Source organism: Paralimibaculum aggregatum (genome assembly GCF_030270585.1).
Taxonomy (GTDB): Bacteria; Pseudomonadota; Alphaproteobacteria; order Rhodobacterales; family Rhodobacteraceae; genus Thermohalobaculum; species Thermohalobaculum aggregatum.
This window is the reverse complement of sequence record NZ_BSYI01000051.1, coordinates 15,163-39,198: the sequence shown is the minus strand read 5'-3', so window position 1 is coordinate 39,198 and position 24,036 is coordinate 15,163. Positions and strand designations below refer to the sequence as shown.

Below are 24,036 nucleotides of genomic sequence, written 5' to 3'. Positions count from 1 at the left end.
ACAATCGGTATCGCCGCCCGATCGAATGAGCCCCTGGCCAGGGATCCAGAGCCAAGGTCATCGAGCGAGGTGGCGAACCCGCGCGCGCCAGCGGCGGCGGCGCGGCGCCCGTCGTAGCGCCCCGGCGCGAGGGCAGGCGGGCCGCTAACGCGCCTGCAACGCCTCGCCGAGGGCACGCAGCGTTGCGTCACCGGGGTTGAGCGCCAGCGCCTCGTCCAGCGCGGCGGCGGCGGCGGCCGGCCCGCGTGTCGCCGCCTCGATCCGGACGATCATCGACCAGGCGTCGACGCGCTGCGGATCCATGCGCACCGCTTCGCGGAAGGCCGCGTTCGCCGCCGGCAGGTTGCGCGAGGTGAGCGCCATCCCGGCAAGCTGGAGATGCGTCTCCGGGAAATCGAACCGGTTCGACAGGGAGGCCTGCCAGTCGCCGCGCGCGCGCCGCAGGTCCCCGGCCACCGGCCCGGAGACCGCGGCGGCCGGCATCCCGATCAGGGCGCGCGCCGCGGCGATGCGCACGCTGCGCACCGGGTCGGAGAGCGCCGGGCTCACGCGGTCCACCCTGGCGCGGGGCGGGGCGGCACGCTGCAGGCCCACGGCGGCGGCACGGACCAGCGGGTCGGGATCGGCGACGAGCGCGGCGGTCCGCTCGGCGAAGCCGGGGGCGCCCGCGGTTTCGAGGAGCCAGAGGGCGGTCGCGCGGACGATGCCGGCCTGTGCCGGATCGCTCGCCACGGCCAGGAGATCGTTGCCCGCCGATCGCGGGTCGAGCCTGCCGGCCGCGAACGCCTCGCCGAAATGTGCACGGCGGTGGGTGCCGGCCGGATACCACGCCTCGACCTGCGCGGCGGCCCATGCGGCGTCGCGGTCGGCATGGCAGCCGGTGCAGGCGTCGGGCGCACCGGTCTCCGATGCGAGATCGGGCCGGGGGATGCGGAAGCTGTGGTCGCGCCGCAAGTCGATGCCCATGTAGGCCCGCTCGGTCATGTGGCAGCTCGCACATTGCGCGCCCGGGGTGCCGGTCTCGTGGAAGTGGTGCGCGGGGCTGTCGTAGTCGGCCTGGCGCAGCGTCGGGAAGGCCGGGTTGCCGGACGGGCCGTGGCACTGGGTGCAGACCGCATTGCCCTCGGCGCGGAGCGTCGCGTCATGGGCGTCGTGACAGTCCAGGCAGCTGACGCCGCGGGCATACATCTTCGACTGCAGGAACGAGCCGTAGACATAGACCTCGTCGAGGATCTGACCATCGGCGTGGTAGAGGCCCCGCCGAAGCTGCGCCATGTTGTAGGCGTCGTGATAGGGCGTGCCCGGCAGCGGGTTGCCGTCGCCATGCGCCTCGCGGCGGGAATGGCAGCCGGCGCATTGCTGGATCGTCGCCTCGGCCTCGCCGAAGCGCATCGTCAGGCCGAGGGCGCCCAGCGCGGCGAAGGCCGGGTTCGGCGGGCGCCCCGCCGCCCAGTCGAGATGGGCCTCTCCGGGGCCATGGCAGGCCTCGCAGCCGACGCCGATCTCCGCCTGAACCGAGGCATAGCGCCCCGTCCGCCGATCGTAGTTCTTTTCGAAGCCGGTCGCGTGGCACTCGGCGCAGCGGGCATTCCAGGTCTTGTAGGGCCCGGTCCAGTGCAGGCCGTCGCCGGGCGGCAGGTGCTGGTCCGGATAGAGGTGATACCAGCGGCCGCGCACGACATCCCAGACCACGTCGAAGCTCTGGATCCGGCCGGGCTCGGTCTCGATCAGGTATTGCTGGAGCGGCGCCACGCCGGCGACGGAATGGATGCGGTGGTCGGTCGCGGTCCCGTCCGCCTCGGTCACCGTGACGAAATGGCCGCCCGCCTCGAGCCGGAAGCGGTAGTCAACGCCGTCATGCGAAAAGCGGGTTCCGTCGAAATCGGCGAGAACATTGGCGGGCGTCGCCTCGGTCCAGGCCAGCGCGTGATGCGAGCCGGCCCAGGCGGCCGCCTCCGCCTCGTGGCAATCCGTGCAGGCCGCCGAGCCGACATAGGCGGGCTCCGCCGCCACGGCCGGCCCGGCGATCGCCATCGCGAAGAGGATGGCGACGAGCCGCCCCGGAGCCCGATACAGGCCGGCGGTCCCGAAACGGGGCGCCGCTGCGCCGGATTGCTCCGGGGCGGACCGGCTCACGGCCGCAGGACCATGAAGGCGCGGCCATCGGCCTTGAGTTCGGCGAGCGAGCGGCCCGCGCAGGACCCCTCCGCCCGCATCGTCTCGGTCGGGTAGAGCATGCCGTCGGTGCCGATCACGATGGACTGGCGCCCGTTTGCCGAGATGTAGACGGCACCGCCCTCCTTGCCGATCTCGCTGAGATAGCCGACGAGCAGCACGTTCCCGACATCGCAGACGAGAACCAGCGGGTACCCGCCGATATCGATCTCGTCGGCCTTGGCCGGGCCGAGCATCAGCAGCCCGAATGCGAAAATGCGAACGAAGCGCAATGACATTTTCATTCTGGAGCCTTTCCGGAAGTCGGTGCAGGTCGTGCACCGCAGATGCATTGTCGCTTGAAACCGCCCGGGAGGCCAGCGGCAGCTGCGACGCTGCCGGCTCCTTCATTCCGGGAAGACGACGCTCCAGTCCTTTGCCATGTCCACCACGGTCCAGCCGTTTGCGGCCGCGGCATCGAGCCCCTTGTCGAGCTTGCCGACGGCGGAATCCCGGTCATAGGCCCATTCCCGCTCGGCGTCGGTATGGTGGACATAGAGGCAGAAATCCGGCCCCGGCGGCAGGCAGGTGTATTGCAGCATCTCCAGATCGCCGTCCGAATTGCCGAAGGCGGCGATCGGCTTTCGGCCGATCTGCATCTGGATGCCGACCGGCTTGCCCGGCCCGTCATCGACGAAATTCAGCTCGGGCTGCTTGACCAGCGCCGGCAGGCCGTCGACGGTCTCGAACTTCACCTTCATCGAGCTGCCCATCACCTGGTGCGGCGGGATGCCGTAGACCGACTCGGCGAAGACCCGCATGAAGTCGACGCCGCCGCCCGAGACGATGAAGGTCTCGAAATCGTTGGCGCGCAGATGGTCGAGCAGCTCCAGCATCGGCTGGTAGACCATCTCGGTGTAGAGCCGGCCGGTCTCCGGGTGCCGGGCGGTCGCGATCCAGTCGCGGACCACGGCAGTGAACTCCTCGGTGGTGATGCCGGCATGGCTCGCGGCGACGATCTCGGCCACCGCATGCTTGCCGCCGGCCAGCGCGCCCTTGAGATCGCCCTTCAGGATCGAGGCGAAGGGCTCGTTCGTCTTCCATTCGGGGTGCTTCGGGGCCAGCGCCTTGACGCGATCGACCGCGAACAGGAGCTGGACGTAGACCGGTTTCTCGGCCCAGAGCGTGCCGTCATTGTCGAAGACGGCGATGCGCTTCTCGACGGGCGCGAAGTTGGAGGTGCCTTCGGTCGTCACCGCCTGCACGAAGGCCAGAACGGCCGCCTTGGCCGGGCCGTCGTTCCAGGAAGGCAGCGGATCATCCTTGGCAAGGGCGGTGGAGCCCATAGCAAGGGCGGCGGCGAAGGCGATGGAGATAGGCCATTTCATGGTCGACAAGCCTCTTCGGATACGGTCCGGGAGAATGAGGACGGGCCCGCAGGGGCCCGTCCGGTGGCAAGGGTGCATCAGTTGCCGCTCGGCAGGCCGATGCTGATGCCGTCTTTCTCCAGCGCGTCGCGAACGTATTTGAACCGCTGGTACCGGGTCAGAGTGATCGGTCCCGAATAGGTCTCGCTCTGCAGCTTGCGCGGCGGATACTTGATGTAGGACTGCATCTTCTTCTTCACCGCTTCATTTGCCGGAACCATCGCCCAAGTGCTCTCGGTGAAGGTGGTCATGAAGATGTCGTAGCGCTCCTGCGGATCGGCCAGGAGGTCGAACACCTGGGGAACGGTGGCGATGTAGCTCTCCGCACCCTTCCAGCCGAGGTTGGTGTCGACGGCGAGGCCGCCGGTCTGCGCGCCGTCGTCGCCGCGCAGGTTGAAGACGTACTTGAAGTTGCCGACCCGCACCGCGCCGGGGGTCAGTTCGTCTTCGGTGAAAAAGAACCAGTCCTTGCGCTCCGACTCGCCCGAGCCGGTCAGCACCGGGGTCATGTCATAGCTGTCGAAGACGATCGGCTGGCCCTCACGGTCCTCGGTCGGCAGGTCGATGCCGGCAGCCGAGGCGAAGGTGGCCATCAGGTCGAGACCGCCGACGATGGCGTCGCTCCGGGTTCCGGGCGAGACCTTGCCGGGCCAGCGCACGATGGCGGGCACGCGGCTGCCACCCTCGCGGACGGTGCCCTTGGTGCTGCGGAAGGGGGTGTAGCCCGAATCCGGGTAGACATCCTGCCAGGCGCCGTTGTCGACGGTGTAGACCACGAGGGTGTTGTCGGCGAGGCCGAGATCCTCGAGCTTCTGCAGGACGTTGCCGATGCGCGTGTCAAGCTCGACGACGGAGTCGGCATAGTCCGAATTCGAGATGGAGCTGCCGACGAAGTCGGGATGCGGCAGGTTCGGCTGGTGGTTCTTCATGAAGTTGACGTTGATGAAGAACGGCGTGTCCGGGTCCTTCGCCGCGTCCTCGAGGAACTCGTATGCGGTGTCCTGCACATAGCCGTCGAGGTACTTGATGCCCACCTTGCCGTCTTCGGGCGTGTCGGCGTCGCCGAGAACCTTGAAGTCCTCCTTCGCGGTTTCGCCGGCCAGGCCGGAGAGCGAGCCGGTGGTGACCTTCACGAACATCTCGCGAAGTTCCTTGCTCATGTTCCGGTGCCAGGCCGGGTCGGCGTAGGTATAGGCGTTGAGGTGATAGAGGAAGGCGTGCTTCATCACGTCGTAGCCCTGCGCGTTCGGCAGCGCGTAGTCGCTCTCGCCCAGGTGCCACTTGCCGGTGAAGTAGGTCTTGTAGCCGGCCTCCTTCAGCACCGATGCGAGGGTCCATTCCGCCGCCGGCAGGCCGCCGCCCTGGCCCTGGAAGGCCACGGTGGTCATGCCCGAACGGTTGGGAATGCGCCCGGTCTGCATCGCCGCGCGCCCGGGGGTGCAGCTCGGCTGGCCGTAGAAGTTCGTGAAGAACATTCCCTCCGCGGCGAGTTCGTCGAAATGGGGCGTCGGCATGCCCCGCGCCTCGCCACCGAGATAGGGGCCGAGATCACCCCAGCCGGTGTCGTCCGACACGATGAGAAGGATGTTGGGCTTGCCGCCGGCGGCCTGCGCCTCGGACTGCGACGCGGCGAAGCTGCAGGCGAGGACGGCGAGGCCGATTGCGAGGGTTCGCCCTGCCGGTGCGGTAAAGGGTCGAATATATCTCATATCACTCTCTCTCTGGTCGGTGAGAAGGGGCCGGCCGCCCCGGCGGGGCGGCGGCCATGTCGGAAGGTGTCAGTCGTGGGTGACGAAGCTCCGTTCGATCTCCGCGTCGAGTTCGCGAACGAGCCGTTCGTAGTCGGCAACCCTCCCCGAGCCGGCCGGATCGGACCGGCGCCAGCGGTCCAGGGCGGATCGCGCTTCGACATAGTCGGAGACGATCGAGCGGTAGTCCGCGTCGACAGCGCAGCGCCGCCGGATCTCGAGGTTCCGGTCCGGCCAGCGTTTTGCGATGATCGACCAAGGTTCCATCCCGACCGCTCCGCGGGACCGGCCGGCAAGGGGCGCCTGATCCCCGCACGACTCGCTCCCTGGCAAGTTCGCGCAGACTGCCGCGCGAACCCGCGCCGGAGGGAGTGCGAACATGTTCCTACCCCTGGCAGACGGTGCCGGACGGGCGGCGGGCAGAGCGCGACGTCTTATCCTCCACAGACAAACGTTCGTTTGATACACTCGTAAAAAGGGAGCCGTGGCCGGAAAGTTCGCCCGGGGTTTCCGTTGGAACAGCACTTCGGCGGAACCGCCCTTGACCAGCACAGCAGAAAGCAGAGCGCCGCGTGGCGCAGCCGCCGCAGGGCCGTCCGACGACGAGATACGGACCGCCCTCACACGGCTGATGACGAACCCGGAATTCACGGCGACCGAGCGGCGCCGGGCATTCCTGCACTTCATCGTCGAGGAAAGGCTCGCCGGGCGCGCGCGCGAGCTCAAGGGCTTCACGATCGCCAATGCCGTGTTCGGGCGGGACGAGACGTTCGATCCGAAGACCGACCCCGTGGTGCGGCTCGAGGCGCGGCGCCTGCGCCGGGATCTCGACAGCTACTATGTCGGCCCGGGCGCCGGCGATCCCGTCCGCATCTCGATCCCGCGCGGCGGCTACGTGCCGCTGTTCGAAGCACGCGGGGCCGCAGCCGAGCCGGAGTCCGGGCCGGCAGCCCCGGACGAGATCGCGGAACCGGGGAGAATTCCGCCGCCGGCCCGCCAGGCGCGCCGCGGCCGCGGGCACGGATGGCTGCGGGTGAGCGCCGCCATCGCGGCCGCCCTGCTCGTCGCGGCCGGCCTGCTTGCCGCCTTCCTGGACCAAGCATCTCCGCCCGAAGGCCAGCCTGCGGAGGCCCTGCCTAGGATCGCCATCCTGCCCTTCAAGGCCCTCGGCCCCTCGGAGACGAACCTCCTGCTCTCCGCCGGACTGAGCTCCGAGCTGATCCTGAACCTCAGCCGCTTCCAGGGCCTGCGGCTCTATTCTCCCGTGGCGCCGGGCGATCTCGAGCAGACGCTCGCCGATTTCCGCGGCAGCCCGGTTCCGGCCTATATCCTGCGTGGCGTCGTGCTGACGGAGCACGAGCGTGCCTCGGTGCATGTCCAGCTCGTCGTGGCCCGCACCGACGAGATCGTCTGGGGCGAGGCCTATGACCTGCAGCTTGCGCCGGGCGCGATCATGGCCCTGCGCGACACGCTCTCCGCGGAGATCGCGACCGCCATCGGCCAGCCCTATGGCCCGCTCAACGACGATATCCGCCAGCAGGGCACCGGATCGACCCTGTCGAGCCTCGAGAGCTACTTCTGCGTCATGCGGGCCCATGCCTACCGCCGGCACTTCTCGGTCGAAGAGGCCGTGCCGGTGCGCGCCTGCCTCGATGCCGCCGTGGTAAGAAACCCCGAATACAGCGACGCCTGGGCCATGCTCGGCTGGCTGCAGCTCGACGCCGCCCGCTACCATTTCGTGCCGCCGGACCGACGCGCGGCGGAATACGCGGCCGCCCTGGCCTCGGCCGAACGCGCGCTCGCCCTCGCACCGGGCAGCGTGCTGGCGCTGAAGGCGCTGGCCTCCATCCATCACCATATCGGGAACTACGAGATTGGCGAGCGCCTTGGGCGGGAGGCGCTGAGCCGCAACCCGCACGACCCCGACACGCTCGCGCAGGTCGGCTGGCGGCTCGCGGCCCGCGGCAAGTTCGACGAGGGCACGCGGCTGATGGAACGCGCGATCGAGCGCACGATCAACCCGCCCGGGTGGTACTATCATATGCTCGCGATACGGCATCTGATGGAGGGCGACCCCCGGCGGATGCTGGCGACTGCCGAGCAGGCGGTGGCACGGGGCTCCGGTTTCGGCCAGTTCCTGGTGGCATCCGCAGCCGGCACGCTCGGCGATGCGCAGAAGGCGGCATCGGCGCTGGACGCGCTCTCCGGCTATCCGTCCCTGGCGGCGGACCCGGCGGACTTCATGCGCCGCCACGGCGCAACCGAAGCGATCGTGGAAACGACGATGGCGGGATATCTGGCGGCACGCCGGCTCGCATCCCGGTCATCGCCGGCCAGCGCCCCCGGGCGCGACTAGGGACGCCCCCGGAGCCGGATCGGGCCATTCGGCGCTCCGCTTCCCGAGAACAGCGCCGCCCTGCCCGCCTCCCCTGCATCCTCTCCCGCCCGGCGACGGCGCGGAGAAGCATGAGGGCGAGCGCCTTGCACACGCCCGAAGAGGCGCGTCCTGCAACAGGATGAGGACAGCCGCCGGGGCGTGCCGGAAGACTGGAACCGGCTCTCCAGTGGTCTTCGACTGGCAGAGGACGCATGGCGGCTGCCGCCGAGCGAGCCGCGCCGGTTCGCGTTCCTGCCTCCCCTGGCATGGAGCCCGAGCCGCCCGCACAGAGCCCCCAGCGGTGCGCGGTCACCCACCGCTGGCGCGAGGTGATGCGGGTTGAAAGGGCGGGATGTCGTGGCGGGTGCATGCGCCGGCCAGAACCGCCGGCAGGTGCAATGCGCGATGAAGAACGCTCCCTGCGTCATCCACCTGCGTCATCCACCTGCGCCTGCCGGAACGCGCCGACGATCCGCTCACCGAGACCGCGCGGGAAGATGCGCGCCAAATGCTCGCGCACCCTCGCGGCCTGTATCAAGGCCTCCCCTGACGGATTCCCGGGAGACCGGCTGCCCAGTGGCCGCCGGCGCGCCCTGACGTACGGGCGCGACCCGGAGCACGAGATCCGTACCGGGATCGGACCGCTCGCGGCCCGGCGTTCCGAGGTCCGATGCCGGGCGGCACCCGCCTCTCGACCGGGCGGGATCCGGGCAAGAGCGCTGGCTGCGCTCCGACCTGACGGCGCGCCGGTAGGTCTGCATCTTGGCGGTCAGCGTCCATATCCAAGCCCAACGGAGCCCGCCGCGGCATGCAGGTTCAATGTGATCCGCGCGACGCAATTGGGGAGGAAGGAGCCCGTCAGCTTTCTCGGCAGCAAGCGGGAGGGCGCCGCCGCCGATGGCACGCTCGGGTTCCGGACAGCCCTCGACGGGATCTTCGCCGGAACGCGGCACCGGAGATACCACGGCCACGAGGCCACCAGACCTCCGAACGCGTTCCCGACTGCGCGCAGCTACACTTTGCGAACCCGATCGAGCGCCTGAACCGCGAAGCGCCGCGCCGATGTCGTCGGCATCTTCCCCGATGAAGCCTGCGGAACACGCCGGATCGGCACCGTTCAATGCAAGCAGAAGCGCGAGTGGGGCCCCGGCACAGCTACATGCAGGCCGCGGCCGTCTCGCGCATCCATGCCGCCGAGCCCGATCCCGTTCTCAGCATAGCCAGGCAGGCCGCCCGATCATGCCGTCAGGCCATCTCGCAATTCCCACGACCTTGATGGGCCTGACCGCGCCCCTCGCGAGGATGCGCCGAAGCGGGCGCCCCGCGGCCGTCGCCCTCCGCCCGGGGGGATCCGTCGCGGCGGCAGGGGGGCATGCATGTGGCGCGTGTCGAAGGCCACCCGGCCTGCACGACGTTGCGGCACCCATGAACCTGACGGGCAGCTGCCGCAGCGACGCGCCTGTGGCGAGCGTCCCCGGCGCGCCCGGGACCGGGGTGCGGCATCACACCCGGACCGGAAGCCGGCGGGAAGCCGGGGCCGCGAGTCCTGGGGCATGGCGATCTTCGCCAATCGCAGGCGCCGACCCCCGAGCATCGGACACCGCCCCCGGCGAGGTAAGGGTGCACACAACCATCGGCATCGCCGCCCGATCGGGCAGCACCCCGGTCAGCGATCACGAGACAAGGTCAGATCGCGTGGCCGGGGTCACTGATCCGGTCCCTCGCTCAGGATCGCGAGGAACTCGGCGCCGTAGCGCTCCAGCTTCTTGTCGCCGATGCCGGAGACACTCCGCATCTCGTCGAGGGTCCGCGGGCGCCGGGCGACCATGTCGAGAAGCGTGCGGTCGGGGAAGATCACATAGGCCGGCACCCCGGCGGCCTCGGCCAGGGCGCGGCGGCGTGCCTTCAGGGCGGCGAGCAGCGGGGCATCGGCGTCGGAGACGGCCAGCACCGCCGGGCCCCGCGCGCGCGCCTTCGCCGCCCTCGCCACCGTGTCGCGGCGCAGCGTCAGGCGCCGCTCGCCGCGCAGGACCGGGCGGGCCGCCTCGGTCAGGAACAGCGCGCCATGGCGGGCGGCATCCGGGCGCAGCAGGTCCAGCCCCTGGAGCTGGCGGAAGATCACCGTCCACTCGCCCTTCGTGAACTCCTGCCCGACGCCGAAGGTCGGCAGGCGGTCATGGCCGCGCGCGGTGATCTTCTCGGTCTTCTGCCCGCGCAGGATGTCGATGAGATGCCCGGCGCCAAACCGTTCCTCGGTGCGCAGCGCCGCGGAGAACGCCTTCTGCGCGGCGACGGTGGCGTCGAACGTCGCCGGCGGGTCCCGGCAGATGTCGCAATTGCCGCAGCCATCGGCCACGGCCTCCCCGAAATAGCCGAGGAGCGGGATCCGGCGGCAGACCGGGCTCTCGGCCAGTGCCAGGAGGGCGTTCAGCCGGGCATGGTCGGCGCGCTTGCGGTCGTCGGGGGCGTTGCCCTCGTCGATCTGCGCGCGGCGCAGGCGGATATCGTCGGCGCCATAGAGCGTGAGGGTCTCGGCGGGCGCGCCGTCGCGGCCCGCGCGGCCGATCTCCTGATAATAGGCCTCGATGGACTTCGGCAGATCGGCATGCACGACATAGCGAATGTCGGGCTTGTCGATGCCCATCCCGAAAGCCACCGTCGCGCAGACGATCATCCCGTCCTCGCGCTGGAAGCGGGTTTCGGCCTCGCGGCGCCGGTCCGGGTCGAGCCCGGCATGGTAGGCGAGGCTGAGATGCCCGTCGGCGGCGAGCGCCGCGGCGAAATCCTCGGTCCGCGCCCGCGTGCCGCAATAGACGATGCCGGAATGCCCCCTGCGCGCCGCCGCGAAATCGAGCACCTGCCGGCGCGGCCCGTCCTTGGCCGCGAAGGCGAGCGCGAGGTTGGGCCGGTCGAAGCCGCGCAGGAACCGCCGCGGCGGCTGCGCGAAGAGCCGTGCGACGATCTCCTCCTGCGTCTCCGGATCGGCTGTCGCGGTGAAGGCGGCAAGCGGGCATCCGAGCGCCTCCCGCATGGCGCCGATCGCCAGATAGTCGGGCCGGAAGTCGTGCCCCCACTGGCTGACGCAATGCGCCTCGTCCACGGCGATCCGCGTGACACCGGCCCGCGCCAGCATCTCGGCGGTGTCCGGCCGCCCGAGCCGCTCCGGCGCCATGTAGAGGAGCTTCAGCCGCCGCTCGCGCAGCGCATCCCGGATCGCGGCCGACTCGTCGCCGGTGTTGGCGGAGGTCAGCGCCCCGGCCGCGACACCGGTTTCCTCGAGCGCCCGCACCTGGTCCCGCATCAGCGCGATCAGCGGCGAGATCACCAGCGTCAGACCATCGCCCACAAGGGCAGGCAGCTGATAGCAGAGCGACTTGCCGCCGCCCGTCGGCATGATCGCCAGCACATCCTCGCCGGCGACCACGGCCTCGACGATCTCCCGCTGGCCGGGCCGGAACGCCTCGAACCCGAATACCGACCGCAGTGTTTCCTCGACCATCTCCATGGCGCCACGCCTAGCGGATCGAAGCCGAAAAACCCAGAGCCGAACCGGCCTGATCCGACAATGCGGATCGCTCGTGTCCGGCGCGGTCCCGTCCGTCTACTCCGCCGCGGCGGTTGGCCGCCCACCGCCATCTGCCGCTCCACGAGATTGCGGACGCTGCCCCGGCAGGAGGTACGGCCGCGCGTTGCCGACCACCAGCCCCGCAGGTGCCCGGCGCAGGGAGTTTCCGAGCAGCCAGTTCCCATCTGTCCGGCGGCAATGGGGGTCGTCGCCTCATCGAGCCACGACCCTTGCCATCGCGCATTCCATCACGTCGACGGGCGTGACGCCTGTATCGGCGCCCTACCCTTCGGGCCCGTCGCCATCCCGATCGGCCCAACCGCACGCATGATGGCAAGGTCGTGGTCATGCACGCGAAACTGCGAAGGTGCTCGGACGGCTGCGAGTTCACCTGCTGGAACGGCGAGATTGTCCGCGGCGCCTTCGTGGTCGGCGCCCACGACCGCGAGATCATCGCCTGGCGGGCGGTCACCGGCAGCGGGATCAGCGGCGCGGGCGTCCGGGACGTGATGCCCGGGGCCGTCGAGGCACGATTCCGATGCCCCGGCGCGCCATCGTCGGTCAAATGGCTCTCCGACAATGCACGGCAAAGGAGACATGCCGCGTCGCCGCGCAGCTCAGCCTCGCACCCTGCTTCGCACCGGTCGCGAGCCCCGCGAGCAACGGCATCGGTGAAGCCTTCGCCAAGACACTGAAGCGCAAAGATGTCCGCGTGAACCCGTTGCCGGACGCCGGCACCGCACTTGGCCAGATTGACGGATGGTTCGAGGACCACAACGAGAACCATTCCCGTTCCGGGCTACGGATGCGCGCGCCCCGCGAGCTCAGACGCGCCCGCAAACCCGCCGAGGTGTCCGATATACGGGGACAACACCAAGTCCCGACCTCGCCGTCATCGACGAGCCTGGCCCTCCGCGCTTCGCCCGGAGCGGTGGCCGGCCGCCGCTTCACCGCAGCAGCCGACTCCGCGCGCCGCCCCCGATCAGTGCAACGGCCGGTCCCGCTTCCGGCGCATGGCCCAGCGCCCCTCGCGAAGCCGGGACGACGACTACCGCTCCCGACCGGCCCACTGCCACCGCGTGATCGTCGGGGCCGGCAGCGCGAGCTGGCCCGCCGGCAAACGCGCCCGGCCCCCTCCGCTGATCACCCGGCAGCCGCCCGAGCACCCTCCGCCCACGGCTCCGCCGCGTTCAGGCTCTCGCCGGGCGGCGTCCCTTCATCGAGGAGGTCTGCAATGAACGCCGCCTGTACTCCGCGCTCGGCTTTCTGAGCCCAGCGCGCTGGGAGGAGAGCAACCGCCCGGCCCGGCTCAAAGCCGGAGCCTGACCCTGTCCGGCCACGGGGGCGCACTCCATCGGGAGGTCGCGTTCGCGCGCCGATTGGCAGGCTGGCAGATCCGTTGCCAGCGCATCCCGGAGGATCTTGACCTCGAGGGTCTGGCGACCGAACTGGCGCTCGTACTCGCGAACGCTCGGCTCGAGCTTGTGGGCCTCTGCATTCCCGTTCGCGCCGTCATCCGCTGGCATCGCCCCCTGTCATCGAGCGGCGCCAGCAATGCGGGCGAATGGGCGCGGTGCCGACGCCGGGCACCGGTCGTCACCTCGATACCTGGATGGTGTCCCGACATGATCCTGCGTCGGGGGGTCTCCTCCAGGCTCTGGCCCAGGCCGGGTGTCCGGTTGAAGCGGGGCCACCCAGTGCCTCGCCCGGCCTACCGATCTCGGTCGGTCAGGTCGAACGCCCAGCCGCGGCGGGCATCGAGCGGTCCCTGCTTGCATGGATGGGCTCGGGATCGGCGCGGCCAGCCGGAAGCCGGCTGACCGTCTCGGCGGTGTGCCTGGCGCGCTACTTCACGCCATAGGTCGAGGCGTCAAGCTTGTCGTAGATCTCCTTCTGAGCGAGCGCGGCGAGTGCTTCCACATCGGTCCGGTCGACCCCTTCGAGCAGCGCGTCCCAGCGATCGACGACCTTCTTGAACTCCGCCAGGATCTCCTCCGGGTTCTCGACCCCGCGCTCCTTCGCCGCCGCGATGAGAGCCGCCTCATCCGATGCAACGAACTCGGCGAGCGCGGCCTCGAGCGCGGCATCGGGCTTGTAGACCGTCATGCCCTTGGCGATGGCGGAGTCGATCGCCTTGTCGACATCGGCGCTGAACTCCACCCGCCCCTTGGCCAGGAAATAGGCCATCTGGCCGAACAGGACCTCGCGCTGCTCCGGGGTCAGCCCCTGCCAGAACGCCTTGTTGTAGCCCCAGAGGAAGCCCGCATAGTAGTTGCCGATGGCCAGCGTGTTCATCGAGGTCACGACATCCCCGAGGCTGAAGCTGTCGAGGCTGTCCCCCGGCGTCACCGCGCAGTCGAGCGATCCGGTGTCGAGCCCGGTATACATCTCGCTCGAGGGGATCGAGACCGGCACCGCGCCGACATGCTCGGCAAAGCGCGACCAGGCGCCGCCGGCCATGCGTAGACGCTTGCCCTGGACATCCGCCAGCGTCTCCACCTTGGTGTTGCACATCATGTAGTATTCGGAGGTCGAGTATCCGCCGCCGAAGACGACGCCGTTCCGGCGCCACTCCTCGAGCGCCGCCGGGTTGGTCATGCTGAACTCGGTCGATGCCATGGCCATGACGAAGGGATCGGTGTTGTAGAAGGCCATGTTGCCGATGAGGTTCTCGACCGGCAGCTCGGCCGGCGTATAGGTGCCGGCGTGATAGGTGACCTGGGCCACCCCGTCGCGCACCCCCTGGAGCGAGGCGGCCGCAGGGATCAGCGAGCCGCCGGAAAACACGCGGAAGGTGATCTCGCCGCCCGTCGCCTCGGCCACCTTCTCGGCAAACTCCACATAGGGTCCGCGCACGAGCGAGTGCCGCTCGGCAAAGAAATGGTTGCTGTTGTATTCGGCCGCCGGTGCCGGTGCGACCGCCGCCATGGCCAGGGCTGTCGAGGCCCACAATATCCGCATGTTCATCTGGTTGTCCTTCCGCTCCTGCTGGTTGGTTTTATCCTGCCATCAACGAGGGCAGGTAGAGACTGATCGCGGGGAAGGCGATCAGGAGTGCGAGCGTGACGAGGTCCATCGCGAGGAACCATGTCGTGCCCGAGATGATGTGTCCGAGCCGGACCTGCCCCGAGAGCGCACGGTGCAGCACGTAGAGGTTGAGCCCCACGGGCGGCGTCACCAGCCCGATCTCGAGCAGCTTGATGGTGATGATCCCGAACCAGATCATGTCGACCTCCGCCGCATCGAGCACCGGCAGGAGGGTCGGCAGGGTCAGGAGCATCAGCCCGATGGAGTCGATGAACATGCCGAGGAGGACGAAGAGCGCGGCGATCATCACGATGATCACGATCTGGTCCTGCGACACGGCCAGCATCGCCTGTGCCAGCGCCTGCGGCACCCCGGAGAGCCCCATGAAGCGGGTGAACATCACCGCGCCGATCGTCAGGAAGAAGATCGAGGAGGTCGCGACGACGGTCTGCCGGATCGCCAGCCACAGCGCCTCGCGGGTCGCCTGCCGGCGGATCACGGCGATCGCCAGCGCCATCGAGGCGCCGACCGCACCGGCCTCCGTCGGCGTGAAATAGCCCCCGAAGATCCCGCCCAGAACTCCGAGCACGAGAACCGGGAACGGCCAGACGGACAGCACCAGCCCGAGCAGCCGCGACAGCTCGAACCGCTCCTCGACCCTCGGCGCGAGCCGCGGGCTCCAGCTGCACCGCACGGTGATCATCGCGATGTAGACGAGAGCCGAGAGGATGCCCGGGATCACGCCGGCCATGAAGAGCTGGCCGATGGATTGCTCGGTGAAGATCCCGTAGAGCACCATCAGGATCGATGGCGGGATCAGCGAGCCGAGCGTGCCCGAGGCGGCGATGACGCCGGTCGCGAGCGACGGGTGATAACCCGCCTTCAGCATCTCCGGCACCGCGATGCGCGACATCGCCGCCGTCGTCGCGATGCTCGAGCCGGAGGCGGCGGCGAACAGGCCGCAGGCCCCGACGCTGGCAGAGGCGAGGCTGCCCGGCACCCGCGCGAAGAGCATGCGCAGGAGCGAGAAGGCGCCGGTGGTCATGCCGGTGTTGGCGGCGATGAAGCCCATCAGCAGGAACATCGGGATCGCGGTCAGCGACCAGTCGCCCATCAGGTTGAACGGCAGCGCGCTGACGATCCCGAGGGCGGCGGTCCAGTTCAGCATCACGAAGATGCCGGTGACGGAGACGATCATCAGCGCGACCCCGATCGACATTCGGATCGCGAGGAGCCCGAAGAGGCAGGCGAGGCCGATCCAGCCGATCTCGAGATTGCTCATGGCCCGGCCTCGTGCGTGGCCCGCGTCACCGGCCTGCCCAGCAGCGCCATCACCATCCGCAGCGCGGACGCCACGGTGGCCAGCCCGAAGCCGAGCGGCAGCATGCAGCGCGACGGCCAGACGATGATCTCGCGGCTGCCCATCACCACCTCGCCCACGTTGAAGGCGCGGACGGCGTCCTGCCCGGTGCGCCAGGTCATGATGGCAAGGATGCCCGCGGCGGCCCCGCAGGCGAGCGTCAGGCAGATCCTCTGGAGCCAGGCCGGGTAGTGGTTGAAGAGGAGATCGACGACGACCTGCTCGTCGTCGAGCTCGACCAGCGCCATCGGCAGCATCACGATCGCCACCATGTAGTAGTAGGACGAGATCTCCACCGTGCCCTGGATCGGCGCGTTCCAGATCAGCTTGAGAAGCACGTCGAGGGTGACGTTCAGCATCATCAGCACGATGCTCAGCCCGCCGAGCAGCATCATCGCATGACAGACATGCCGGAACGCCCGCTCCATCAGCTCCCCCCGGATCCGGCCCGAACCGTCACCAGTTCCGCCCCCGTGCCTCGATCGGCCAGATATCCACCAGCATGTCGCCGCGGACCACATGGTAGACATCGTAGAGATTGACCGTCGGATCGCAGTGCGGCGTGACGCAGCTGAGCACATCCCCCGCCGCGAGATCCGCCGCCCCCTCGGGCAGATGGACCCATCCGTGCTCGTCGCCGAGGAACTTGTAGACCGTTCCCTCCGGGGCGCCCGAGACGACGATCGGCTGCGGCCCGTCCATCGCGAACGACTTGTAGCCCGCATCGGTTGTGGCCCGCCCCTCGACATTGGCGCTCACCACGGTGGTCTGGACGAACAGCGAGGTTTCGAACGGCCAGGCCGCGTTGCCGCGGGGACGCACGGCATTGTACTCCACGTCCATAAAGACGTAGGAGCCGACCTGGAACTCGTTGAAGACCTTGGCCTCGAGGTCGATGTCGTAGGAGCCGGTGCCGCCGCCCGAGACGATCTTCAGCGGTCCGAACGCCTCCGTGAGCGCCGCCTTCGTCGCGGCGATCCCCTCGAGCACGCGCCGGCCCTCGGCATCGCGCGCCACCGGGTCCTCGATATGCTGGACATGGCCCGCATAGCACTGCATCCCGAGCAGCTCGAGGCTGGCATGGGCCGTGATGTGCCGGCCGAGTGCCACCGCCGCTTCGGTCGAGCGCGCGCCGGTCCGGTTGTTGCCGACGCCGACATCGATCAGCACCGAGATCACCACGCCCGCCGTCCCGGCGGCCCGAGCGAGCAGGTCCACGGCCCGCTCGCTGTCGACGGCGAAGATCAGCTCGTCGAGGCCGCCTCGCAGCCCCACCAGGGTCTCGACCTTGTAGGGATCGACCACGGGCGAGGTCAGGAGCAGGCTTCGCACGCCCGCTTCGGCGAGCGCGATCGCCTCGCCCGGCTTGGCACAGCAGACGCCATAGGCGCCCCGCTCCATCTGCTTCCTGGCGATCGTCGCGCATTTGTGCGTCTTGGCATGGGGCCGGATACCTTCCGGCCGCCCGTCGAAGATCTCGGCCATGCGCTCGAGGTTCTGCTCGAAGATGTCGAGATCGAGCACCAGCGCGGGCGTCGCCAGCGCGGCGCGCGATCCCGGCACGCCGATCAGCCGCTGATTGGGGCCAAGCTTTCCATCGGTACTCATCGCTGTTCCTTCTTGTCTCGCGTCGCTTCGCCGGGGCCGGATGTCAGTCCGCCGCGACCAGTCTCTTGGTCATCTTCTTCTGCAGGAATTCGTCGAGCGCTCCCGGTCCGCCCTCGCGCCCGAGCCCGCTTCCCTTCACGCCGCCGAACGGCGTGTCGGCCCCGGCCAGCGCCAGATTGTTGATCCCGACCATGCCGACATCCAGGCCCTCGGCTGTCCGTGCTGCCAGCGCCTCGTCGCGGCAGAGCACATAGGCGCCGAGACCGTAATCGACATCGTTGGCCATGCCGACGACGTCGTCGCCGTCTCCGAAGGCGATGATGGGGGCGATCGGCGCAAAGGGCTCCTCGTGCATGATCCGGCTGTCGGGCGAGACCTTCGACAGCACCGTCGGCTCGAAGAAGAAGCCCGTGTTGCGCCCCGGTGGCCTGCCCCCGCCGCAATGCAAGACCGCGCCGCGCCCGACGGCATCCGCGACCAGCGCGGCGGCGGCCTCGACGCGGCCGGCATTGACCAGCGGCCCCATCGTCGTCACCGGGTCGGTGCCCTCGCCGAGGACGAGCCCGCCGGCGAAATCGACCATGTGGCGGGTGAAATCCGCGGCAATCGCCTCGTGCACGAAGAACCGGCTGGGCGACACACAGGCCTGCCCGGCATTGCGGAACTTCACCGCCCCCGCCAGCGCGGCCGCCTCTCCCGGCGGGAAATCCGGATAGACGATGACGGGCGCGTGCCCTCCCAGTTCCAGCGTCATGCGCTTGAGCGATGCGGCCGCCATCGGCGCGAGCAGCTTGCCGACCCGGGTGGAGCCGGTGAACGACATGGCCTGCACCTTCGGCGAGGCGAGCCAGCGCTCGCTGACCTCGGCGGGATTGCCGAAGACGAGGTTGAGCGCACCGGCGGGCAGGCCGGCCTCGTGCAGCGCCCGCACCAGGAGGATCGCGATCCCCGGCGCTTCCTCGGAGGGCTTGAGGACGACGGTGCAGCCGGCTGCGAGCGCATAGGCGACCTTCGCGGCGATCTGGAGCGCAGGGAAGTTCCACGGGGTGAACGCCGCGACCACGCCGACCGGCCGGTGCTCGACGACGCTCACGGTCCCCGCCGGGCGCGCCGGGAGGATCTGGCCGGTCAGCCGGATCGCCTCCTGCGCCGCCCAGTCGAAGTGATCCGCGGCCATGCCGACCTCGCGCTCCGCTTCGATCAGGGGCTTGCCCTGCTCGATGCTGAAGATCCGCGCGATGGCCGTGCTGCGCGATCTGAGCGCTGCGGCGGCGGCCTTCAGAACGGCCGCCCGATCCCAGGCATGGGTCTTGCGCCAGCGCGCGAAGCCGCGCGCGGCGGCGTCGACGGCGGCGTCGAGATGCTCCGGCTGCGCCAGCGGGATCTCGCCGATCCTCTCCTCCGTGGCGGGGTTCACGACATCGAGACGCGGCCCGCCCGCCGGGCAGGTCCAGACCCCGTCGATATGGAAGCCCGACGCCGCATAGAGTTCGGCGTTCGACATGGTCGATGCGTTGTCGTTGGTCATGCTCGCCCCCCCTCGGCGATGATCCTGTCCGCCATCTTCTCGGCGATCATCATGGTTGTCAGATTGGTGTTGGCGCTGACGATCACCGGCATGATGGAGGCATCGACGACCCGCAGCCCCTCCATGCCGATGACCCGGCACTCGCTGTCGAGCACCGCGCCGGGATCGTCACGCGCGCCCATGCGGCAGGTGCCGCAGGCATGCCAGCCATGGGTGACGTTGCGCAGGACCCAGTCCTGCAGCCGCGCATCGTCGGCGATGAGCGCGGCAAGCTCGCCTTCCGGAGCGACCATCTTCCCGATGATGTAGTTGCGGGCGGTCCGGCTGCGGTCCATCACATATGCGCCGAGCGCCGCCATCATCCGGTTCCTGAGAGTGTGGCGGCCGAGCTTGCGTTCGCGCTCGCTGTAGGAGGCGGCGAAGGGCATCGGCGCCACCCGCGCCAGTTCGTCGGACGCGAAGACCTCCGCCAGGAAGCGGACTGCCTGAACCAGGCGGTCGAGGTCGCGGCTGTCGGACAGCAGGTTCAGATCGACATCCGGCGCACCCTGCGGGTTCTGCAGGTTCAGCCGGACCGTGCCGCACGAGTACGACTTGTTGACCCAGGCGAGCAGCGCCCCGAACTGCTTGCCGATGCTGTGCCAGGCGACCTGGTTGGCGCCGAGGACATACATGTCTCCCGGTGGGCATCCGCTGGCCCCGGAGCTGTACCGCGCGCCGAAGAGGAGATGGCGCCGGACGCTTTTCGGCAGGCGCGCCTCCGGGCTCAGGAAGGCGGCGATGGCCACGGTCGGATGGTCCTGCAGGTTCGCCCCGACACCGGGACGCGGATTCGCGATCTCGATTCCGGCCTGGCCGAGATGGGCCGGGTCGCCGATCCCCGAACGCATGAGGAGTGCCGGGGAGTTCAGCGCACCGCAGCAGATGATCATCTGCCGTCCGGTCAGCTCGATCCGTTCCTGCCCGCGCAGCACGGTCACGCCGAGTGCCTTCCGCCGTTCGCTCCTGATCGCCTCGACATGGGTGTCGCAGAGGATGGTCAGATTGTCCCGCCGGCGCACCTCTTCCTTCAGATAGGCCGCGGCAGCCGAGACGCGCCGGTCGTTCCGGTTGTTGATCGGCATCGGGTAGACACCGCGGGCCGAGCCATCGTTGTGATCGGCGCGGAAGGGCAGCCCGGCGCGCTCGAGGGCCTTGCAGGCCGCCTCCGAGAAGCCGGGCCAGTCGGCCCGCGGGATGCGCCGGATCGGCAGGGGGCCGTCGGCGCCATGCTGCGCGCCCTGCATGTCGATGTCGTGCTCGAGCCGCCGGTAATAGGGCGCAACATCGCCCCAGCTCCAGCCCTCGAGCCCATGGCCTTGCCAGTCGTCGAAGTCGGACGGCAGCGCCCGGATCGCCATCATGCCGTTGATGCTGGAGCTGCCGCCCATGATCCGGCCCTGCTCGTAGGCCTTCGTGCCGGATCCGGGACGGCCGGCGCCATTGGCGACGCGCAGTCCCTGCCAGTGGTAGGCGGCGTTGTAGTAGGCGCCGTGCGGATAGCTGTCGAGGATATCGTCCGGAACATTGCCCGGCGGCGTGTCATGGCCAGCCTCCAGCAGCAGGACGCGGCTCGAAGGGTCGGCCGAGAGCCTGTTTGCCAGCACGCATCCGGCCGAACCGGCACCGACGATGATGTAGTCGAACGCGCGCTCGGCCATTCCGCTCCCGGGAAAGGTATCGCCGCGCTCGCGAGGGATCGACATGCGGTGCTCCGCGCTGTGTTCGCTATGCGCACAAGTGTGCGCTTGACGAACATCATGGCGAAGAGAAACCATATGTCAACGGGTGAATCCGGGAAGGGCACCGAGGAGGTCGCCCCGCGCAGGCCGAGGCATGTCGAGCTCCCGGCGGTGGATCCGCCGGCACCGCCAGGCGCTCCGACCTGCCGCGATGCGGCGGCAAAGGTTCCGCGTTCCTCCTTGCTGCCGTCTCGGCACAAGGCTAGCTTCGCGGTCGCAATCGCCAGGGCGGATGGATGGACGTGACAGAGACGCCGGAGTCCGGAAAGGACTGGGTCCGTTCGCTCGAACGGGGCATGCGCGTGCTGGAGGCCTTCGAGGGCAGCAGCAGCGGCATGACGCTGTCCGAGGTCGCCCAGAAGACGGGCCTGTCGCGCGCCACCGCCCGGCGGCTTCTGCTCACCCTCGCGGGAATGGGCTATGTGCGGACCGACGGGAGCCACTTCGCGCTGCAGCCGCGCATCCTGACCCTGAGCCACGCCTATCTCTCGTCCGTGGCGGTCACGGACATCATGATGCCCTACATGGAGCAGGTGCTCGAGGGCACCCTCCATGTCTCGTCCTCGGCATCGGTTCTCGACGACACGAACGTGGTGTTCGTCTGCGGCGTGCCGGCCAAGGGCCTTGTGCGCACATCCATGACCGTCGGCCTCACCTTCCCCGCGGCGCTCACCTCGACCGGACGGGTGCTGCTGGCGCAGCGGCCGCTCGAGCAGATCGACGACATCCTGGAACGCAGCACGCTGGAACGGCTGACCCCCCGCACGATCGTCGACAAGGCCGAGCTGCGCCGCCTGATCCTCGAGGCGCGACGGGACGGCTATGCGACCAACGATGCCGGTCTCGATCTCACGATCAAGTCCGTCGCCGTCCCGATCTTCAACCGCGAGAACATCTGCGTCGCGTCGATCAGCATCAGCTGCCACAACATGGACCGCAGCATAGCCAGCCTGGTGGAAGAGTTCCTGCCGCGCCTGAGATCCGCCGCGGACAGCCTGTCCAGGATCTACCCGAAATTCGGACTTCCGATAAAGTGATGACCCGTTTGGGCAAGGCGGAACCGGCGGTGAATGGCGGCGGCATGGACCGCGCCGGGGGACGCTTGCGGGCGTCCTGTCGCGGCTGGCGGCGCGGCGGCGCAAGGGCTCGACCAAGCCGACCGTGATCTCGATGCGGCTCCCGAGCCGGCAGCGTTTCCGCACGGGCCCTCCGCGCTTGCGACGATCGGATATCAAGGGAACGACGGGCCTGACGGCATGGAGGAGACGCTCGGAGCGAGAACCGCCGGCGTCACAACCGTTGTTGGCGGGTAGCGCGTGCCAAATGGGATCCACGTGTCAGGGCGCCCCGGCAGTTCACGCCAGAGAGTCCAGGTCCGGGCGATCAAGGGGGATGTCTTCCTGCCCCGGCGATTGTTGAACAAGAAGCCGCAACGCCGACCTCGTTCCGGCGGAAGGATCGGCGCGACCTGCCTCCCCGGGCGGCACCACCGATGAGGCTCCCGTCCAGAGCCGGCTCCTGATCGCCAGACGCAATCCACGCCATCCGCCGCCCGCACCCTTTGCCCACACGACCCAGCTGCTTTCAAGACAATTGCAGACCGCATCTGCTTGATCGGGTCGGACGGCACCGGAAATCTGCGCGATGAGACGCCATGAGGGAACCCTTAGCCAGGGCCATACGGCCTGGCGAGCGGCTCGGCTACACTCTGGCCGCATCTGCACGCCATGCCTGCGCGAACACGCACAATCCATCAGGGACATAGGATAGAGGCGCTCAGCGCAATTGATCTCGCGGCCTCGCCGCCGCCTGGCTCGCCCTGTCGGTGCATGCCCGAACCACAACGCTCGTTGCCGAGTTCACGCCGTTCACTGCCGGTTCGTGCCCATCGTCAATTGCACCGTCATCTCTGCCTCGGTGGCGGTGCGGGATGGCAGCACTGCGTTTGAGCGTCGGATATCGGCTCGGGCGGCCACCCTGGCGCGGGTGCAATGCACATGGCTGGCGCGGACCAGGGCACGCTGGGCCGTCAGGGCCGAACTGCTGCGATAGGGGTGGTCAGTGGTGGTGCCCGTCGGGCGCAGCTCCGGGCGTTCATCGCGGGAACCTGGGCATGGCGATCAGCGCGTCGATGCCGCGCGCGAGCGGGATCGGTACCGCAAGCCTGCACTGCGTGACGTCCGCCCTGCCTTCGACGCCACCCTTGTATTTCACCGCCGCCGGCCGCCGGGCTCTCGCATCGCCGCGCAACATGGCACGGCCGCCACGACCCCCGCGCACCTCACGAGAACGCCCGAAAGTTCGCCGGGCACCAGGGCACGGCTTCGGCGGTGCCCCCTGCCGCCGTCCGGGGCCTGCCCGATGACAGCACCGCGATCCGCCAGCCTCATAATGCGTGCCGGGATCTTCGTCCGGCATCCTGGCGGCGCCGGGCTCGCGTTCGTCTGCGCAACGGTGCCGCGGTCGATCCGGAAGGGCCGCGCAGCCGCCCGGCGGCAGGCCCAGAGGGCAAGGTGCGGTTCCCGTTGCGCATGCTGCCGAATTGGGCCCGCCGTTCCACAGGCATCGATGAGCTGCTGCCGGTCCCAAGCTGGCGCGCGTCTCCGCCGGCGACGTCCGTGGGACGCTCACTGCGCTCCCCGGCGCGGGCTTGCCAAACGCGGCGCCGGGCGTCGTCACCTGCCTCTCGACCGGGCGGGAGCTGGGCAAGAGCGCCGGCAGCGCCCCGATCGCTAGGCGCGCCGATACGTCAGCATCTCGGCGGACAGCGCCCATCTCCAGGCCCGGACGGCCCCCCCGGGGCATGCATGATTGCCGTGATCCGCGCGACGCCATAGGGGAGGAAGGAGCCCGCCAGCTTCCTCGGCAGCAAGCGCGAGAGCACCGTGGACGATGGCTCGTTCGGGTTCCGTGCGGCCCTCGACGGGATCTTCGCCGGAGCGCGGCAACGGAGATACGGGGGCCACCTGACCGCCAGCCCGCAGAACGCGTTCCCGACAGCCATGGCGCACACGGTGAAGTCTGGCCTGCGCAACTTCTGGCAGGCCGAGACCCGCGCTGTCGCCGGGGTGGCCTTACAGGCTTCCGCCCGGGAACACGGCGCCAAGGTCGTCGTCTGCCGAGTGAAGCACCGCGACGCCTTGCTGACCGTCTTCGATTTCCCCGCCGGGCAGCGGGATCGTTCGCGCGCGGCACACCGCACCGCGAGTGTCATCGCTACCGTCAGGTACCGGACCGCCCGGACCTGGGACGCCCCGCCGCACAAGGCCGCCAGGCTCATGACATTCGCACCTCATCGCGCCGCTTCGGGGAACTGCGCCGGGCGCGAACCGGTTGCCTCTTGCCGTCGAGGACAGCGGGTTCACCGGCGGCGCCGATCTCGGCGCCGAAGCCCGCACCGCCCGACCGGGCCGCGCCCTCCGCGGTCGGACATGGCTCCCGGATGGCACCCTGCAGACCCG

The 24,036-nt window shown here is 69.4% G+C and carries 14 protein-coding genes and 1 pseudogene; 3 read left to right on the top strand and 12 right to left on the bottom strand.

The features are described from left to right. Positions 1 to 144: 144 nt before the first annotated feature. The 5 genes from QSJ97_RS21575 to QSJ97_RS21555 all read right to left on the bottom strand — a co-directional run bounded on the left by QSJ97_RS21575 (position 145) and on the right by QSJ97_RS21555 (position 5,596). The gene (locus QSJ97_RS21575; RefSeq protein WP_285674381.1) at positions 145 to 2,034 is read right to left on the bottom strand and encodes a multiheme c-type cytochrome; all 1,890 of its coding nucleotides are present in this window, start codon (positions 2,032 to 2,034) and stop codon (positions 145 to 147) included. A 98-nt stretch (positions 2,035 to 2,132) separates the two neighbouring features. Further along, positions 2,133 to 2,459, bottom strand: a complete 327-nt coding sequence (locus QSJ97_RS21570) for a hypothetical protein (protein ID WP_285674380.1) — start codon at positions 2,457 to 2,459, stop codon at positions 2,133 to 2,135. 102 nt (positions 2,460 to 2,561) lie between these two features. After that, positions 2,562 to 3,542 (bottom strand): HAD family hydrolase, encoded by a 981-nt coding sequence (locus QSJ97_RS21565; protein WP_285674379.1) that lies wholly within the window; start codon positions 3,540 to 3,542, stop codon positions 2,562 to 2,564. Positions 3,543 to 3,619: 77 nt separating this feature from the next. Continuing rightward, positions 3,620 to 5,290, bottom strand: a complete 1,671-nt coding sequence (locus tag QSJ97_RS21560; RefSeq protein ID WP_285674378.1) for an arylsulfatase — start codon at positions 5,288 to 5,290, stop codon at positions 3,620 to 3,622. Positions 5,291 to 5,359: 69 nt separating this feature from the next. Next, complete coding sequence (locus QSJ97_RS21555; protein WP_285674377.1) at positions 5,360 to 5,596, bottom strand: hypothetical protein; 237 nt, start codon at positions 5,594 to 5,596, stop codon at positions 5,360 to 5,362. 364 nt (positions 5,597 to 5,960) lie between these two features. On the opposite strand from QSJ97_RS21555, the gene QSJ97_RS21550 reads away from it, so the two are divergent. Next, positions 5,961 to 7,685, top strand: a complete 1,725-nt coding sequence (locus QSJ97_RS21550) for a hypothetical protein (protein ID WP_285674376.1) — start codon at positions 5,961 to 5,963, stop codon at positions 7,683 to 7,685. Between the two features lie 1,726 nt (positions 7,686 to 9,411). On the opposite strand, the gene recQ is transcribed toward QSJ97_RS21550, so the two are convergent. Continuing rightward, positions 9,412 to 11,211: a DNA helicase RecQ gene (gene recQ, locus QSJ97_RS21540; protein WP_434220949.1), complete on the bottom strand. Its 1,800-nt coding sequence runs from the start codon at positions 11,209 to 11,211 to the stop codon at positions 9,412 to 9,414. A 347-nt stretch (positions 11,212 to 11,558) separates the two neighbouring features. Here recQ and QSJ97_RS21535 point away from each other — a divergent pair. Beyond that, a pseudogene (locus QSJ97_RS21535) lies at positions 11,559 to 12,100 on the top strand (transposase family protein); the annotation flags it as partial. 1,016 nt (positions 12,101 to 13,116) lie between these two features. On the opposite strand, the gene QSJ97_RS21530 reads toward QSJ97_RS21535, so the two are convergent. The 6 genes from QSJ97_RS21530 to QSJ97_RS21505 are packed head-to-tail and all read right to left on the bottom strand — an operon-like array spanning position 13,117 to position 20,611. Beyond that, positions 13,117 to 14,238: a C4-dicarboxylate TRAP transporter substrate-binding protein gene (locus tag QSJ97_RS21530; protein WP_285674374.1), complete on the bottom strand. Its 1,122-nt coding sequence runs from the start codon at positions 14,236 to 14,238 to the stop codon at positions 13,117 to 13,119. A 31-nt stretch (positions 14,239 to 14,269) separates the two neighbouring features. Beyond that, positions 14,270 to 15,580, bottom strand: a complete 1,311-nt coding sequence (locus QSJ97_RS21525) for a TRAP transporter large permease (RefSeq protein WP_285674373.1) — start codon at positions 15,578 to 15,580, stop codon at positions 14,270 to 14,272. Beyond that, positions 15,577 to 16,086 carry a TRAP transporter small permease gene (locus QSJ97_RS21520; protein ID WP_285674371.1) on the bottom strand — a complete coding sequence of 170 codons (510 nt, stop codon included), beginning with the start codon at positions 16,084 to 16,086 and terminating at the stop codon, positions 15,577 to 15,579. Before QSJ97_RS21520 ends, QSJ97_RS21525 begins: the two co-directional genes overlap by 4 nt. Before the next feature lie 28 nt (positions 16,087 to 16,114). Continuing rightward, entirely contained in the window at positions 16,115 to 17,266 is a 1,152-nt protein-coding gene (locus QSJ97_RS21515) for a DSD1 family PLP-dependent enzyme (RefSeq protein ID WP_285674369.1), read from the bottom strand. Between the two features lie 43 nt (positions 17,267 to 17,309). Then, the gene (locus QSJ97_RS21510) at positions 17,310 to 18,794 is read right to left on the bottom strand and encodes an NAD-dependent succinate-semialdehyde dehydrogenase (RefSeq protein WP_285674368.1); all 1,485 of its coding nucleotides are present in this window, start codon (positions 18,792 to 18,794) and stop codon (positions 17,310 to 17,312) included. Further along, the gene (locus tag QSJ97_RS21505) at positions 18,791 to 20,611 is read right to left on the bottom strand and encodes a GMC family oxidoreductase (RefSeq protein ID WP_285674367.1); all 1,821 of its coding nucleotides are present in this window, start codon (positions 20,609 to 20,611) and stop codon (positions 18,791 to 18,793) included. Before QSJ97_RS21505 ends, QSJ97_RS21510 begins: the two co-directional genes overlap by 4 nt. A 200-nt stretch (positions 20,612 to 20,811) precedes the next feature. Between QSJ97_RS21505 and QSJ97_RS21500 the strand changes: the two genes are divergently transcribed. Beyond that, entirely contained in the window at positions 20,812 to 21,612 is an 801-nt protein-coding gene (locus tag QSJ97_RS21500; RefSeq protein WP_285674365.1) for an IclR family transcriptional regulator domain-containing protein, read from the top strand. The last annotated feature ends 2,424 nt before the right edge of the window (positions 21,613 to 24,036 follow it).